This is a genomic window from Rhizobium sp. C1 (assembly GCF_021026335.1).
Classification (GTDB): domain Bacteria; phylum Pseudomonadota; class Alphaproteobacteria; order Rhizobiales; family Rhizobiaceae; genus Ensifer_A.
Genome location: NZ_JAJNCY010000008.1, coordinates 189,327 through 205,161, shown reverse-complemented (window position 1 = coordinate 205,161; position 15,835 = coordinate 189,327). Strand labels below are relative to the sequence as shown.

At 62.2% G+C, this 15,835-nt stretch carries 11 protein-coding genes and 1 pseudogene; 10 read left to right on the top strand and 2 right to left on the bottom strand.

The window, feature by feature from the left end; genetic code table 11:
• The first annotated feature begins 36 nt into the window (after positions 1-36).
• From LQK83_RS17135 to LQK83_RS17120, 4 genes are all read left to right on the top strand, one after another.
• On the top strand, positions 37-1,536 hold the full coding sequence (locus tag LQK83_RS17135; RefSeq protein ID WP_230838608.1) for an ABC transporter substrate-binding protein: 1,500 nt from the start codon (positions 37-39) through the stop codon (positions 1,534-1,536).
• Positions 1,537-1,900: 364 nt separating this feature from the next.
• Positions 1,901-3,805: a sigma-54-dependent Fis family transcriptional regulator gene (locus LQK83_RS17130; RefSeq protein ID WP_230838607.1), complete on the top strand. Its 1,905-nt coding sequence runs from the start codon at positions 1,901-1,903 to the stop codon at positions 3,803-3,805.
• A gap of 163 nt (positions 3,806-3,968) precedes the next feature.
• On the top strand, positions 3,969-5,042 hold the full coding sequence (locus LQK83_RS17125; protein ID WP_230838606.1) for a 2,3-butanediol dehydrogenase: 1,074 nt from the start codon (positions 3,969-3,971) through the stop codon (positions 5,040-5,042).
• 123 nt (positions 5,043-5,165) lie between these two features.
• The gene (locus LQK83_RS17120; RefSeq protein ID WP_230838605.1) at positions 5,166-6,968 is read left to right on the top strand and encodes an NAD(P)/FAD-dependent oxidoreductase; all 1,803 of its coding nucleotides are present in this window, start codon (positions 5,166-5,168) and stop codon (positions 6,966-6,968) included.
• 105 nt (positions 6,969-7,073) lie between these two features.
• Here the strand turns inward: LQK83_RS17120 and LQK83_RS17115 are convergent, their stop codons facing one another.
• Complete coding sequence (locus LQK83_RS17115) at positions 7,074-8,006, bottom strand: LysR family transcriptional regulator (RefSeq protein WP_230838604.1); 933 nt, start codon at positions 8,004-8,006, stop codon at positions 7,074-7,076.
• A gap of 173 nt (positions 8,007-8,179) precedes the next feature.
• On the opposite strand from LQK83_RS17115, the gene LQK83_RS17110 reads away from it, so the two are divergent.
• The 6 genes from LQK83_RS17110 to LQK83_RS17085 all read left to right on the top strand — a co-directional run bounded on the left by LQK83_RS17110 (position 8,180) and on the right by LQK83_RS17085 (position 14,724).
• The gene (locus LQK83_RS17110) at positions 8,180-9,895 is read left to right on the top strand and encodes a GMC family oxidoreductase (protein WP_230838603.1); all 1,716 of its coding nucleotides are present in this window, start codon (positions 8,180-8,182) and stop codon (positions 9,893-9,895) included.
• Between the two features lie 135 nt (positions 9,896-10,030).
• Positions 10,031-11,242, top strand: a complete 1,212-nt coding sequence (locus LQK83_RS17105) for an ABC transporter substrate-binding protein (protein ID WP_230838602.1) — start codon at positions 10,031-10,033, stop codon at positions 11,240-11,242.
• A gap of 88 nt (positions 11,243-11,330) precedes the next feature.
• Positions 11,331-12,092: an ABC transporter ATP-binding protein gene (locus LQK83_RS17100; RefSeq protein WP_230838601.1), complete on the top strand. Its 762-nt coding sequence runs from the start codon at positions 11,331-11,333 to the stop codon at positions 12,090-12,092.
• On the top strand, positions 12,089-12,799 hold the full coding sequence (locus LQK83_RS17095; protein WP_269065691.1) for an ABC transporter ATP-binding protein: 711 nt from the start codon (positions 12,089-12,091) through the stop codon (positions 12,797-12,799). The genes LQK83_RS17100 and LQK83_RS17095 overlap by 4 nt, the downstream gene beginning before the upstream one ends.
• Positions 12,800-12,814: 15 nt before the next feature.
• Positions 12,815-13,708, top strand: a complete 894-nt coding sequence (locus LQK83_RS17090; RefSeq protein WP_210204263.1) for a branched-chain amino acid ABC transporter permease — start codon at positions 12,815-12,817, stop codon at positions 13,706-13,708.
• A 5-nt stretch (positions 13,709-13,713) separates the two neighbouring features.
• Positions 13,714-14,724 (top strand): branched-chain amino acid ABC transporter permease, encoded by a 1,011-nt coding sequence (locus LQK83_RS17085; protein WP_230838600.1) that lies wholly within the window; start codon positions 13,714-13,716, stop codon positions 14,722-14,724.
• Between the two features lie 100 nt (positions 14,725-14,824).
• Here the strand turns inward: LQK83_RS17085 and LQK83_RS17080 are convergent.
• A pseudogene (locus tag LQK83_RS17080) lies at positions 14,825-15,429 on the bottom strand (catalase HPII); the annotation flags it as partial.
• Positions 15,430-15,835 lie beyond the last annotated feature (406 nt).

Genomic DNA, 15,835 nt, shown 5'->3' with positions numbered 1-15,835 from the left:
AACAACCACCAGAGGATCGATCCCATGCAGTTCAAGATGACGAAAGCCAAAATCGCCGCCTTCGCGGCCGTCCTGTCCCTTTCGGCCTCCTATGCGGAAGCCGCAGGCGTGCTGACCATCGGCCGTAACGAGGACTCCACCACCTTCGATCCGATCAAGTCGGCGCAGAATGTCGACAACTGGGTCTTCTCCAACGTCTTCGACGTGCTCGTCCGTGTCGATGCCACGGGCACCAAGCTCGTGCCCGGCCTTGCCGAAAGCTGGACCGTATCCGACGACGGTCTGACCTATACGTTCAAGCTGCGCGACGCCAAATTCTCGGACGGTAGCCCGGTGACCGCCGGCGACGCCGCCTTCTCGCTCACCCGCATCCGCGACGACAAGGGTTCGCTCTGGGCTGACAGCTTCAAGATCATCGACACCGCGACGGCTGCGGACGACAAGACCCTCGTCGTCAAGCTGAAGAGCAAATCGGTTCCCTTCATCACGATGATGGCGCTGCCGAATGCCTCGGTCCTGCCGAAGAAGATCGTCGAGGCCAATCCCGATGCCTTTGCCGAAAAGCCCGTCGGCTCCGGCGCCTTCACCGTGGCAGACTGGAAGCGCGGCGACCGCGTCATCCTGAAGAAGAACCCGAACTACTGGGACGCCGGCCATGTCAGCCTTGATGGCGTCGAATGGATCGTCATTCCGGACGACAATACTCGCATGCTGGACGTCCAGACCGGTCAGATCGACGTGGCGATCACCGTCCCCTTCTCGCGCGTTGCCGAGATGAAGAAAAACCCGGATCTCACCGTGCGCATGGATCCTTCGACGCGGGAGGATCATCTGCTGATCAACCACCAGCACGGCGCGCTTGCCAAGAAGGAAGTGCGCGAGGCGCTCGATCTCGCCATCGACAAGAAGGCCATTGTAGAGGCCGCCACCTTCGGTCTCGGCGAAGTCGCCAATTCCTACATTCCGAAGGGCGCTCTCTACCACTACGCCGACAACTTGCAGCGTCCCTACGACCCGGAAAAGGCCAAGCAGATGCTGAAAGCCGCCGACGCCGAGGGCCTGACACTGAACTATGTGGTCAATGCCGGCAAGGAAACCGACGAGCAGATCGCCGTTCTCATTCAGCAGCAGCTCGCCAAGGCTGGCGTCACCGCCAATCTCCAGAAGGTCGATCCAAGCCAGAGCTGGGACATGCTGATCGCCGGCGATTACGACATCTCGGTCATGTACTGGACGAACGATATTCTCGACCCGGACCAGAAGACGACCTTCGTACTCGGCGATGACTCGAACATGAATTACATGACCCGCTACAAGAATGAAAAGGTCAAGGAACTGGTCGCCGCCGCCCGTCTCGAAACAGACCCGGCCAAGCGCGAGGCGATGTATGTCGATCTGCAGAAGATGGCCAAGGCCGACGTCAACTGGATCGACCTCTATTACAGCCCCTATATCAACGTGATGCGCAAGAACGTCACCAATTTCTACCAGAACCCTCTCGGCCGCTTCTTCCTCGAAGACACGGTGAAGAACTGATACAAACGCACCATGTCTAAGCGTCACAACTCGCCCAGATTTTCCAATCGAATCCGCATGGCTTGCTGAGATACACAATAAAGAGATGCGACCTGAGCGACGTCACCCAGCCGGCGGCAAGACTGCGTTACCTTATCTGATGGCAAAGGCCGGTTATCGTGTGTTCAAAGGTGTCCGTGCGCGCTGGTTTCATACGGTCAATTGTAATGACTGGCGTTCGGATTCCTTCTGTTTTATGGCGCTTTTGATACATAAGACCGCAAAAAGATGAAACGCCGCCTGTCGAAGCATTAGGCAAGGCGTCGGGTTCCCGCTATGATCCCACCCGAGGATCACGGGAGGCGGCCCTCTAGCCGGTGTGTGTATGGGTTTTTCAGATCACATCAAGGAAATCGAGCGGGTCTGGCGAGGCAGCAATACCGGGCGCGACGCCATCGTCGTGGACTCCTGGCGGCGCTGTCTGGCGACCTATCAGCTTGACCCGACGCGCCCGCAGGAAGCCGTCATCGTGTCCGAAACCCGGCTGCGCGAGCACCGCCAGCAGGCCGAAGATCTCGTGCATATCGCCCGGTCCGGTCTGGAGCGCCTCTACAGGCAGGTCGCCGAGCAGAATTACGTGCTCCTTCTGTCGGATCGTCAGGGCGTCACGGTCGAATTTCTGGGCGATGCCTCGTTCAACAACAACTTGCGCAAGGCAGGACTCTATCTCGGCTCCGAATGGTCGGAGCCCCGCGCCGGCACCTGTGCCGTGGGCGCCTGCATCGCCACCGGCGAGGCGCTGACAATCCACCAGACCGACCATTTCGACATCACCCATACCCCGCTCTCCTGCACGGCGGCGCCCATCTATGACACGCAAGGCGCACTTGCCGCCGTGCTCGACATTTCGCTCCTCAGTTCGCCGATCCTGAAGGCGAGCCAGAACATGGCGCGCCATCTCGTCTCCTCCACCGTGCGGCGGATCGAGCTTGCCAATCTCATGGCCAATAGCCGTCACGATCTGGTTCTACGCTTTGCCGGCGCGCCGGAATTTCTCGATGTCGATCCGGAAGCGGCAATTTCCGTTGATGGCAACGGCTGCATCACCGGCATGACGCATGGCGGCGCACGGCTGCTGGCCAATTCCGGCGGCGTGGACTGGCGAAGCCCAGAGCACCTGATCGGCCGGCCGGTGACGGATTTCTTCGACGCAGGGCTCGACGAGCTGGCCTCGCTAACCCGCGCCAGCCTGCCGCAGGACCGGCGCATCGCCGTGCGCGACGGCAGCCTGCTCTATGCCCATGCGATCGAACCGCAGCAGCGGGTCTCGGGCGTGGCGATCGCGCGAGCGGCGCGGCCGATTCCGGCCCTGGCAAGACTGGGCGGCAGCGTGCCCGGCATCGATGCTCTGCGGCGCAAGGTGGAAAAGCTTGCTCCCAGCCGCCTGCCCATCCTGCTTCAGGGTCAGACCGGAACCGGCAAGGAATATCTGGCGCGCATCGTCCATGAGGCGAGCGGCGTTTCCGGCCGCTTCGTCGCGGTCAACTGCGCGGCAATCCCCGAACAGCTGATCGAAAGCGAACTCTTCGGCTATACGCCGGGCGCCTTTACCGGCGCTCTTGCCAAGGGACGCAAGGGGCTGATCGAAGAGGCCGAGGGCGGCACGCTCTTTCTCGATGAAATCGGCGACATGCCCTTTGCCGCGCAAAGCCGGCTGCTGCGCGTTCTGGCCGAAGGCGAAGTTCTGCCCGTGGGTGGCTCGGAGCCGCGCAAGGTCGATTTCCGCGTCGTGTCGGCATCACACCGGCCGCTCGCGGATATGGTCGCCGCCGGCACGTTCCGCGAAGACCTCTATTACCGGCTGAATGCGGCGGTGCTGGCACTGCCGCCGCTTTGCGAGCGCGAGGATTTCCCGTGGCTTCTCGACCGACTGCTGGAAAAGCACAGCCGGCCAGGGCGGCCCCTGCGGCTCGCCGGCGCGGCAAGGCTTCTGATCCTGAACCATCGCTGGCCCGGCAATATCCGTCAACTCGACAATGCCATCGCCTTCGCTGCGGCGCTCTGCGACGACGGTTTGATCGAGGTTGAGGATCTGCCGGACCAGTTGGCGCAGCGTGCCGATCCGAGCGGTAGCACCAACGAAACCGGCCATGGCCGCGACGAGGCGGATCTGCGCGCCGTTCTCGCCGCCTGCAAGGGCAATGTCTCGGAGGCCGCAAGGCGGCTCGGCATCGATCGCACCACCCTGCATCGCCGCATGCGCCGGCTCGGTATCGACCGGCCCCACTGAGCGCGGCCTGTGGCATCCGCCACAGCCGTAGCGCCACACCTGTGGCGCAGAGGGCGGCGGTTGCGTTGAAAAGCCCAATGTTTTCAATTTCTCTCATTGCCCTGCCGCTCTGGCATGGGCGTTGCTCCCTTGAGTTTCATCAAAAGCAGCCCAGGGAGGAAACATGCGCGCGCTCCGATTTCATGCAGCCAAGGACCTGCGTCTCGAGAACATTGCCGAGCCCGGAAAGCCGGGTCCAGGCCAGATTCTGGTCCGCAACCGCTTCGTCGGTATTTGCGGGACCGATCTTCACGAATACAGCTACGGTCCGATCTTCATACCGACCGAGCCGCATCCGTTCACGGGAGCCCACGGTCCGCAAGTTCTCGGCCACGAATTCGGCGGCGTTGTCGAGGCGATCGGCGAGGGCGTGACCTCCGTCAGGGCCGGCGACCGCGTGTCGATCCAGCCGCTCGTCATGCCGCGCAAGGGCGACTATTTCGCCGATCGTGGCCTTTTTCATCTCAGCACACAGCTCGCCCTTGTGGGTCTGAGCTGGGAGGGCGGCGGAATGGCGGAAGCGGCCCTCGTCAACGAGTATAACGTCCAGAAAATCCCGGACGAGATGACCGATGAGGAAGCAGCCCTTGTCGAGCCGACCGCCGTTGCCGTCTATGCCTGCGACCGCGGCGGCGTGACTGCCGGCAACAGCGTTCTCGTCACCGGCGCCGGCCCGATCGGCATGCTGACGCTTCTGGCTGCAAGGGCGGCCGGCGCGGCGCAGCTTTTCGTCTCCGACCTCAACGACGCGCGGCTTGAACTGGCGAAAAGCGTCGTGCCGGATGTCATCACCATCAACCCGAAGCGCGACAATGTCGGCGATGTCGTCCGCTTGCTGACGGAAGGCAATGTCGGCTGTGATGTCGCCATCGAATGCGTCGGCAACGAGCATGCGCTGAAAGCCTGCGTCGATGCCGCGCGTAAGCAGGGTGTCGTGGTCCAGACTGGCCTCCACCCCCATGAAAACCCCATCGACTGGTTCCAGGTCACGTTCCGCGACCTCGAGATCAAGGGTTCCTGGGCCTATCCGACGCATTACTGGCCGCGTGTCATCCGGCTGATCGCCTCCGGCCTTCTGCCGGCGACGAAGATCGTCACCAAGCGCATCACGCTGGAGACGGCGGTGAAGGAGGGCTTCGACGTCCTGCTCGATCCGGCCGGCACACAACTCAAGATCCTGATCGATCTCTCGAAATAAGCCCTCGCCGCCATCGCCTGCACCGGGAGAGGAGCCCGGCAGGATTATGCGGCAAGGCTTTGGGGACGCCCCGCGCGGGCGTTCCAAGACCACCTACCCCAAGCATTTACGGAGGAGAAAACCATGCTTGATGTCAGCCCCGGAACCAAAATCGACACGATCCTTGCCAAGCTTGGCGACGCGCTCGCCAGCGGCAATATCGACGCCGCCGTCAACCTGTTTCAGGCCGAGTGCTATTGGCGCGATCTGGTGACCTTCACCTGGAACCTGAAGACTATGGAAGGCCATGAACAGGTGCGCGACATGCTGGAAAGCCAGCTTGCCGCCACCAAGCCGTCCAATTTCGTGCAGGACACGAAGGAGGCCGCGTCAGAAGCCGGCGGCGTCACCGAAGGCTGGTTCGAGTTCGAGACCGGCGTGGCACGCGGCTATGGCCATATCCGCCTGAAGGACGGACTGATCTGGACGCTGCTCACCACCATGACGGAACTGAAGGGCCATGAGGAGCCGAAGGGCGTGCGCCGTCCGATGGGCGCCGAACACGGCCATGACCGCAACCGCAGAACCTGGAAGGAAAAGCGCGAAACGGAGGCCGCCGAACTCGGCTATTCCACCCAGCCCTATGTCGTCATCATCGGCGGTGGCCAGGGCGGCATTGCGCTCGGCGCGCGGCTGCGCCAGCTCGGCGTGCCGACGATCATCATCGAGAAGAACGAGCGCCCCGGCGACAGCTGGCGCAAGCGCTACAAGTCGCTCTGCCTGCACGATCCCGTCTGGTACGATCACCTGCCCTACATCCCCTTCCCGGAAAACTGGCCGGTCTTCACGCCCAAGGACAAGGTCGGCGACTGGCTGGAAATGTACACCAAGGTCATGGAGCTGAACTATTGGGGCTCCACGACGGCCAAATCGGCACAGTTCGACGAGAAGACCGGCGAATGGACCGTGATCGTCGACCGCGCCGGCGAGGAAGTCATCCTCAAGCCCAAGCAGCTGGTGCTGGCGACCGGCATGTCCGGCAAGGCCAATGTGCCGAAAATCCCGGGCCAGGATATCTTCAAGGGCGAGCAGCAGCATTCCTCGCAGCATCCGGGCCCGGATGCCTATGCCGGCAAAAAGGTCGTCGTCATCGGCTCCAACAACTCGGCGCATGATATCTGCGCGGCACTCTGGGAAGCCGGTGCGGATGTAACAATGCTCCAGCGTTCGTCCACCCATATCGTCAAGTCGGACTCGCTGATGGAAATCGGGCTGGGCGATCTCTATTCGGAGCGCGCCGTTCAGGGTGGCATGACCACACGCAAGGCCGACCTCATCTTCGCCTCGCTCCCCTACCGGATCATGCATGAGTTCCAGATCCCGATTTACAACCAGATCCGGGAAAAGGATGCGGACTTCTACAAGGCGCTCGAAAAGGCCGGGTTCATGCTGGATTTCGGCGACGACGACTCCGGCCTGTTCATGAAATACCTGCGCCGCGGGTCTGGCTATTACATTGATGTCGGCGCCTGCGATCTCGTCATCGACGGGTCGATTAAGCTGAAATCCGGTTCCGACGTGTCGCATCTCACCGAAAACGCGGTGGTGCTGAAGGATGGCACCGAGCTTCCCGCCGATCTCGTCGTCTACGCCACCGGCTACGGCTCGATGAACGGCTGGGCCGCGGACCTTATCTCGCGCGAGGTCGCGGACAAGGTGGGCAAGTGCTGGGGCCTCGGCTCCAACACGACCAAGGACCCCGGCCCTTGGGAGGGAGAGCAGCGCAACATGTGGAAGCCGACGCCGCAGGAGGCGCTCTGGTTCCACGGCGGCAACCTGCACCAGTCGCGCCACTATTCGCAATATCTCTCGCTGCAGCTGAAGGCCCGTCAGGCCGGCATCGACACGCCGGTCTACGGCATGACGAAGCCGCATCACCTGTCCTGAAATGACGAGAGGCGCCGGTTCAACCGGCGCCCTTCCATCACCTGATCTCGCATCGTCTCGAAGGGCTCCGAAGCGGCGGCCAAGCCAGGTTTCATCATGGGGAATTCAGCTCTTCTGCTCCCAGGTGCGCCGCGCAACAGCGAAGACATGGGAAACGGCTGGATCGTGCATACGCGCCTTGAGGGCAATGAAACTGAGCGCGGTTTCAACCTTCACGGCATTGGCGATGATCAGGCCGTTCGATTGCTGCTCGTGCAGCGCAATGGATTCGCGACAGAGGCTTAAGCCCACACCGGCGCGGACCATGGCCAGCATGGACATTTCCTGATCGATCAGCGCCACGACATTCTGCCGGACGCCAAGCGTACCGAAAATGCGGCCCAGAAGCCGATTGTGCACCGAGGCCGGCGGCGTGCCGATCCAGGGAAGAGCTGCCAGTTCCGCCCAGCTCTTGTCGCGCACATAGGGGCCAAGCGCTGCCGGTGCTACGACACGATAGGTCAGGGGCGCCAGTTCCAGCACATGGAACAGGTTTTCTTCCGGACCAAGCCCCTGCCCCGCCAGCGGATCGAAATCGCGGATATCGCCAAGAAAGAAGCCGACATCCAGCTCGTTGCGCTTCAGCCCCTCCGGCACCTGCCCGCTGATACCGTGACGCAGCTCCGTCTCGACGCTGGGCGCGCTTTCAACCAACGCCTTCAGGAAGGCCCCCAGTCGGGTGAATTCCGGATCGATGATCGTGCCAATGCGCAGCGAGCCGCGGATTTGCGTCACCAGACTGCGCGCTGTCTGTCCGAAATCCATCAGCGAGGCGAAGATGAGCTCCGCCTTGGCGGCCAGCAGCGCCCCGTCATGGGTCAGCTCCAGCCCCCGCGCGGTGCGGCGGAAGAGCTCGACGCCGGTCTCTGTCGCCAGACGTTTCAGCTGCAGGCTGAGCGCCGGCTGCGTCACACGCAATTGCTCGGCCGCGCGGGTCACATTGCCCTCGCGCGCGACCGCCACAAAGGCCCGCAATGTCTTCAGATCGAAGTCAGCCATATTAATCCTGCTTATAATTCTCTCTCGAATTTGTCATTGGATTTCTCGCCAACTTCGCGTTTAGCCTGCGTATCAAGCGGGAGGACGCTTAACATGCCGGTTCAGCTTTTTCAGGCTCTTGCGCTGCCGCGCGAGGTTCTGATCGGGTGATATCGGCATCGGGAGGCTTGGGATTGGCTGCGAAAGCATTCGATTACATTATTATCGGGGGAGGTTCGGCGGGCTGCCTGCTCGCCAATCGGCTGAGCCGTGACCCTGAGGCCCGCGTGCTGCTTCTCGAAGCAGGCCGCAAGGATGATTACCACTGGATCCACATCCCCGTCGGCTATCTCTATTGCATCGGCAATCCCCGCACCGACTGGCTTTACAAGACCGAATCCGAAGCCGGCCTCAACGGCCGCAGCCTCATCTATCCGCGCGGCAAGACGCTGGGTGGCTGCTCCTCCATCAACGGCATGATCTACATGCGCGGCCAGGCACGCGATTACGATCATTGGGCGGCCGTCACCGGAGACGACAGCTGGCGATGGGAAAATGTACTGTCGCATTTCAAGGCACATGAGGATCACTACCGGCTCGACGACGGCCAGGACCCGACGACCGGCGGCAACAGCCGCTTTTCAGATCTCCACGGCCATGGCGGCGAGTGGCGGGTGGAAAAGCAGCGACTCCGCTGGGATCTGCTGGATGCCTTTGCCGATGCCGCCGTTCAGGCCGGCGTGCCCAAGACTGACGATTTCAACAGCGGCGACAACGAGGGCGTGGGCTATTTCGACGTCAACCAGCGCAATGGCTGGCGCTGGAACACGTCGAAGGCCTTTCTACGCCCTGCCCTGTCGCGACCCAACTTGACGGTGTGGACCGAGGCGCAGGTCGAACGCCTGCTGTTCGAGACGGACGACGATGGCGGTTTACGCTGCTCGGGCGCGCGGCTCAATCGCGCCGGCGAAACTGTAGAGGTGGGCGCGATCGCCGAAGTCATCCTGTCGGCGGGGGCTATTGGCTCACCGCAGATCATGCAGCTGAGCGGGCTTGGCGATCCGTCCTTCCTGAAGAGCCTCGGCATCGAGCCGGTGGCCGACCTTCCCGGCGTCGGCGGCAATCTGCAGGACCACCTGCAAATCCGAACCGTCTTCAAGGTGACGGGTGCAAAGACGCTGAACGCACTGACCGCCAGTCTCTTCGGCAAGGTGGCGATCGGCATGGAATATGCGCTGAAGCGCAGCGGCCCGATGAGCATGTCGCCCTCGCAGCTCGGCGCGTTCACCCGCTCTGACGACAGCCAGCCCTACGCCAATCTCGAATATCACGTCCAGCCGCTGAGCCTTGAGGCCTTCGGCCAGCCGCTGCATCGCGAGCCCGCCTTTACCGTCAGCGTCTGCAATCTCAACCCGACCAGCCGTGGTACGGTGCGCATCCGCTCGGTAAATCCCAAGGATGCACCGGCGATTGCGCCAAACTATCTGACGACGCCGGAAGATCGGCGCATCGCAGCCGACAGCATCCGTCAGGCCCGCCATATCGTGTCGCAGCCGGCGCTATCCCGCTACGCGCCGGTCGAGTGGAAACCGGGTGTCGAGTTCCAGAGCGACGAGGAATTGGCGAAGCTCGCCGGCGACATTGCCAGCACGATCTTTCATCCCGTCGGCACGACGAAGATGGGGCGCGCGGACGATCCGCTCGCCGTGGTCGACAGCCGGCTCCGGGTTTATGGTGTGCGCGGTTTGCGCGTGGTGGATGCCGGCGTCATGCCAGCCATCACCAGTGGCAACACCAATTCGCCCACATTGATGATTGCAGAGAAAGCCGCTAGCCTGATTCTGGAGGAGAAGGCGCGCAAGGAAAGACAACCGGAGGCCGACTGGCCACAGGCGCAGAGATCCCGCTGAGCGGGTGCATGGAGGAGACCGGGTCAAGCCCGCAGACAGCCGGAAAGGCGCAGCGGTGAAGGGTCCGTTTTAAAGACAGACCATCTGTCAATCGCGCGGGACACGCTTAAGCCCGCAACTCAAGGAGGAAGAGTGATGAAAGCATTTCTGTACGGAACGGTCAGCGCAGCGGCGGTCGCCCTTGCGGCAACGACAGCCCTTGCCGGCGGCATTTCCAACGATGTCGTCAAGATCGGCGTTCTCGGCGACATGTCGGGCGTCTATTCCACCGGCTTCAGCGGCGATGGCGCGGTGGCAGCCGTGAAGATGGCGGTCGAGGATTTCGGCGGCACGGTTCTCGGCAAGAAGATCGAGGTGATCTCCGCCGACCACCAGAACAAGGCGGATGTCGCCTCCGCCACGGCGCGCCAGTGGATCGACCAGGATCATGTCGACATGATCACCGACCTGACCAACTCGGCCGTCGGCCTTGCCGTGCAACAGCTGGCGTCGGAAAAGAAGGTCATCACCATGAACACGGGCTCGGCGAGTGCCGATCTCACTGGCAAGGCCTGCACGAAATACGGCATTCACTACGGCTACGACACCAATGCGCTCTCCACCGGCACGGCCTCGGCCGTGGTGAAGAATGGCGGCGACAGCTGGTATTTTATCACCGCCGATTATGCCTTCGGCCATGCGCTGCAGAAGGCCACGACCGCCGTGGTCGAGAAGATGGGCGGCAAGGTGCTCGGCAGTTCCGACGTGCCGCTCGCCTCGACCGACTTCTCCTCCTATCTCCTGCAGGCACAGTCTTCGGGCGCCAAGGTCGTCGGCCTTGCCAATGCCGGCCAGGACACGGTGAACTCGATCAAGCAGGCGCATGAATTCGGCCTCACCTCGGCCGGCCAGCAGCTTGCTGGCATGCTGGTCACGATCGCCGACGTCAAGGCGCTCGGCACCGATGTCGCCAAGGGCCTGAACTTCACCGTCGGCTGGTACTGGAACCAGGACGATGCCTCGCGCGCCTGGAAGGAAAAGTACATGAAGTATTCCAACGGTGCCGCCCCGACCTTTATCCACGCCGCCGACTATTCGCTGACCATGGCCTATCTCAAGGCCGTCAAGGCGGCCGGCACGGATGATCCGGACGCCGTGCGCGCCGAGCTTGGCAAGATGAAAATCGACGATTTCTTCGCCAAGGGCGGCCAGATCCGTCCCGATGGCCTGCTCGAGCATGACATGTATCTCGTGCAGGTGCAGGATGCGACGAAGGACCCGTGGGATGTCGTGAAGGTCGTCGAGACCATTCCCGGCAACCAGGCCTATGCCTCGCTGAAGGACGGCGGCTGCCCGCTGGTGAAATAAGCGCTCTCTGCGGGGTGGGCGGCTTGTTTGCCGTCCACCCTGCCATTCCTTGCCAACGACCTGCTCCACGTCTTGCCGAAGGACCATCATGAGCGATTTCATCCTCGAAGCGACTGACCTCAGCCGCAGCTTCGGCGGCTTCATGGCGGTCAGAAACGTCAATCTGAAGATTGCGCGCGGCTCCATCCATGCGCTGATCGGCCCGAACGGCGCCGGCAAGACGACCATGTTCAATCTTCTCACCAAATTCATCACGCCAAGCTCCGGCACGATCACCTTCAACGGACGCAACATCACGCATCTGAAACCGGAGGAGATCGCCAATCTGGGCATCGTCCGGTCGTTCCAGATCTCTGCAGTGTTCCCGCATCTGACGGCGCTCGAAAATGTCCGCATCGCGCTGCAGAAGCGGCTCGATGTCAGCTATCAGTTCTGGCGCTCGCGCAAGATCCTGTCGACGCTGGATGACGAAGCGCTGGCGCGGCTCGATCAGGTCGGGCTGAAGCGCTTCGCCCATGTGCCGGCGGTCGAGCTTCCCTATGGCCGCAAGCGGGCGCTCGAAATTGCCACCACGCTCGGGCTCGAACCGGAACTCATGCTGCTGGATGAGCCGACGCAGGGCATGGGCTCGGAAGATGTCGGCCAGGTTGCCGATCTCATCAAGCGGGTTTCGGTGGGCCGTACCATCATCATGGTCGAGCACAATCTCGGCGTCGTCTCCAAGCTCGCCGATTCCATCACGGTCCTGAGCCGTGGCGAGGTTCTCGCCGAAGGAACCTACGAACAGGTGTCGAAGAACCCCGCCGTCATGGAAGCCTATATGGGCATCAAGGCCGAGGAGGTGGCATGATGGCCGCGCCGCTTCTGAAAACCAGCGGGCTCAATGCGTGGTATGGCGAGTCCCATGTGCTCCACGGCGTCGATATCGAAATTGCCGAGGGCGAGCTGATCACCCTTCTCGGCCGCAATGGCGCCGGCCGCACCACGACGCTGCGCGCCATCATGGGCATGGTGTCGCGCCGCACCGGCTCGGTGACGATCCGCGGCCGCGAGTTCATCGACGTTGCCGATCATCGCATCGCGCCGCTTGGCGGCATCGGCTATTGCCCGGAAGAGCGCGGCATTTTCGCGAGCCTCAATGTCGAGGAAAACCTGATGCTGCCGCCCAGCGTCGGGAAGGACGGCATGAGCCTTGACGAGATTTACCGCATGTTCCCGAACCTGAAAGAGGTGCGCAAGCGCATGGGCACGCGGCTTTCCGGCGGTGAACAGCAGATGCTGGCCATTGCCCGCATCCTGCGCACCGGCGCGAAGCTCCTGCTGCTCGACGAGATCACCGAGGGGCTCGCCCCGGTCATCGTCAAGGCGCTCGGCGAGGCGATCATGCGGCTGAAGGCGCAAGGCTATACGATCGTGCTGGTCGAGCAGAATTTCCGCTTCGCAGCACCCTTGGCCGATCGTCACTACGTCATCGAGCACGGCCGGGTGATCGACCGCATCGAGGGCGGCGAGGTCGCCGCCAGCATGGACCGGCTCAACCATTACCTGAGTGTGTAGAAAGGCGAAAACATGCTGAAGCTTCTGCTCGCCCAGGGCATGCTGGGCCTCAACAACGGCGTCTTCTACGCCATGATGAGCCTCGGCCTTGCCGTCATCTTCGGGCTTCTCAATGTGGTGAATTTCGCCCATGGCGCGCTCTACATGCTCGGCGCCTTCGTGGCGCTGATCCTCTATTCCTATGTCGGCCTGTGGTTCGGGATGAGCGGCTTTCACATCGGCTTCTGGCCGGCGCTGATCCTCACGCCCATCATCGTCGGCGGCTTCGGCATATTGATCGAGCGCTTTCTGCTGCGCTGGCTCTACAAGTTCGACCCGATCTATTCGCTGCTTCTGACCTTCGGCGTTACGCTTGTCCTGCAGGGCCTGTTCGTCAACATCTTCAGCGCCTCGGGCACGCCCTATCCCGGAATGCCGGATGCGCTGAAGGGCGTGGTCAATCTCGGCTTCATGATGTTTCCGAAGTTCCGCCTCTTCGCCATCGTCTTCTCGCTCATCGTCTGCCTGATCGTCTGGTATGTGATCGAGCGGACCAAGGTCGGGGCGCTATTGCGCGCCGGCACGGAAAACCCGGAACTGGTGAAGGCCTTCGGCGTCAACGTGCCGCTGATGGTGACGCTCACCTTCGGCTTCGGCACCGGGCTTGCCGGGCTCGCCGGCGTGCTGGCCGCGCCGATCTATTCGGTCAGCCCGCTGATGGGTGCCGATCTCATCATCATCATCTTTGCGGTTGTCGTCATCGGCGGCATGGGCTCGATCATGGGCGCGGTCGTCTCCGGCATCGCGCTCGGCCTCATCGAGGGCGTAACAAAGGTCTTCTATGCCCCCGCCGCCAATACGGTGATTTTCTTCCTCATGGTCATCGTGCTGCTGGTGCGGCCGTCAGGCCTGTTCGGGCGCGAGGGATAAGCGACATGACGAAACCTGCCACGTCCCATCAGACCCTCGATGAAGCCGGCGAATTCGCCGAAAGCGTGCCCCATGAAAAGCTCGCCCGCAGCCGCGCCGCACAGGCCGTGCTCTGGGTAGTGCTGATCGCGGCGGTGCTCTTGGCACCCGCCGTGCTCTATCCCGTCTTCGTGATGCAGCTTCTCTGCTTCGCGCTCTTTGCCTGCGCCTTCAACCTGCTGATCGGCTTCACCGGCCTTCTCTCCTTCGGCCATGCGGCCTTCTTCGGCGGGGCTGCCTATATCTGCGGCCATGTGGTGAAGGTCTGGGGCCTGCCGCCGCTTGTCGGCATTCTCGCCGGTGGCGTCTTTGCGGCCGCTCTCGGCTATGTCGTCGGCTCGCTCGCCATCCGCCGTCAGGGCATCTATTTCGCCATGATCACGCTGGCGCTCGCCCAGATCGTCTACTTCCTCGCCCTGCAATTACCCTTCACCGGCGGCGAAAACGGGTTGCAGGGCATTCCGCGCGGCACGCTGTTCGGTCTCTTCGACCTGAACGACCCGCTGCCGATGTATTATTTCGTCGCGGCGATCTTCCTGGCCGGTTTCCTGATCATCTATCGCACCATCCACTCGCCCTTCGGGCAGGTGCTGCAGGCGATCCGCGAGAACGAGCCCCGCGCCCGCTCGCTCGGCTACAATGTCGACCGTTTCAAGCTGATCGCCTTCGTGCTCTCCGCATCGCTGGCCGGCGTGGCGGGCTCGACCAAGGCCATCGTCTTCCAGTTCGCCTCGCTCACCGATGCGCATTGGCAGATGTCGGGCGAAGTCATCCTCATGACGCTGATCGGCGGCATGGGCACGATCTTCGGCCCGGTCGTCGGCTCGGTCGTCATCATCACGCTGCAGCACTACCTGGCGGATATCGGCTCCTGGGTGCAGGTGGTCATCGGCGCGATCTTCATCGTCAGCGTGCTCCTCTTCCGCCGTGGTGTTGTCGGCGAGCTGGCACGGATGCTCAAGATTTCCTCGGTTTGAGGCTGCCGGGCGGGACGTCGCCAATTCTGTTCAGGGTTGGCGGATACACCGGTCGTCAGTCCGGCGATTTCAGCAGGGCGGTGAAACCGTCGGGAAAGGCTCACTTACCCATTGATGAGGCCTGGCCGATTTTGACCGAAGGTTCCCGTCCCCAAATCCGCAAGGTCCCGAGCATCGAGACGAAACCGGTCGGGCGCTCCTCACCGGGCAAGGCAATCACACCCTAATCGAGAGCATCCGCCATGCCTGCCTTTTCGAGAAGCGGCATGGCCGATGCGTCGTAGCCGATGAACTTGCAATGCTGGAAGGCGTCGGCGACAAAATCGCGGGCGGTTGCCTCCTGGACAAGATCTGCCATGGCCGCCGCCGAAGTCAGCAGCGCGACGGCGTCGAAAAGTACGGACGGCCCGCCGTCGACCATGTGATGCGCGATCATGCGTTCACGGATGGAGGCCGTTTCCACCTTGCTCAATTCAAATGTCAGGGCGGCGTCTGGCTGATGTAGAACTGCCTTGCTTGGCTGTCATGGTCGGCGAAGCTTTCGGGCCGCAGGCGAGCCTTCGCACCCTGCTCTTCTGCCGGGAAATGCCGATAGCCCCGCTCCGGCGATTCCCGCGGCCCCTCGCCAAACGAGTTCGGCTGATAATTGACCCTGCCAACAGGGTTGCGCATCGCCATGTGGCCATCCTGCTGGAAATTGGCGAAGTTGGATTCGTCCTTCGCATTCACAAACCGGAAGTTATGAACCCCGAAGCCCTCCTTGAAGCGGAAGGAACGCGGAATGGCAGGGTGGACGGGCTCAAGGGTTTCGGGGAACGGATCGAACAGATTTTTCTGGGCCGGCATTCGACAATCCAATCACCTGGTGTGGCAGTTCGAATGCATAACCTGCAACGCATCGGCGGTTCCCGACGAAGGCCTTTCGGGAAGCGACTACGCCTTCGTCCCCATATCCGGGCACACGCCGGCCCGGAACGCCCCAAAGGCCGGACCGACACTCACGAAAACTTCATGCAATCCCAATAAAATCCCAACGGTTTCACATAAGGCCTGTATATTGACAGCGGCTTATGAAGTCTCAAACGAGCGTGCCATCTGACCAACAGACGTT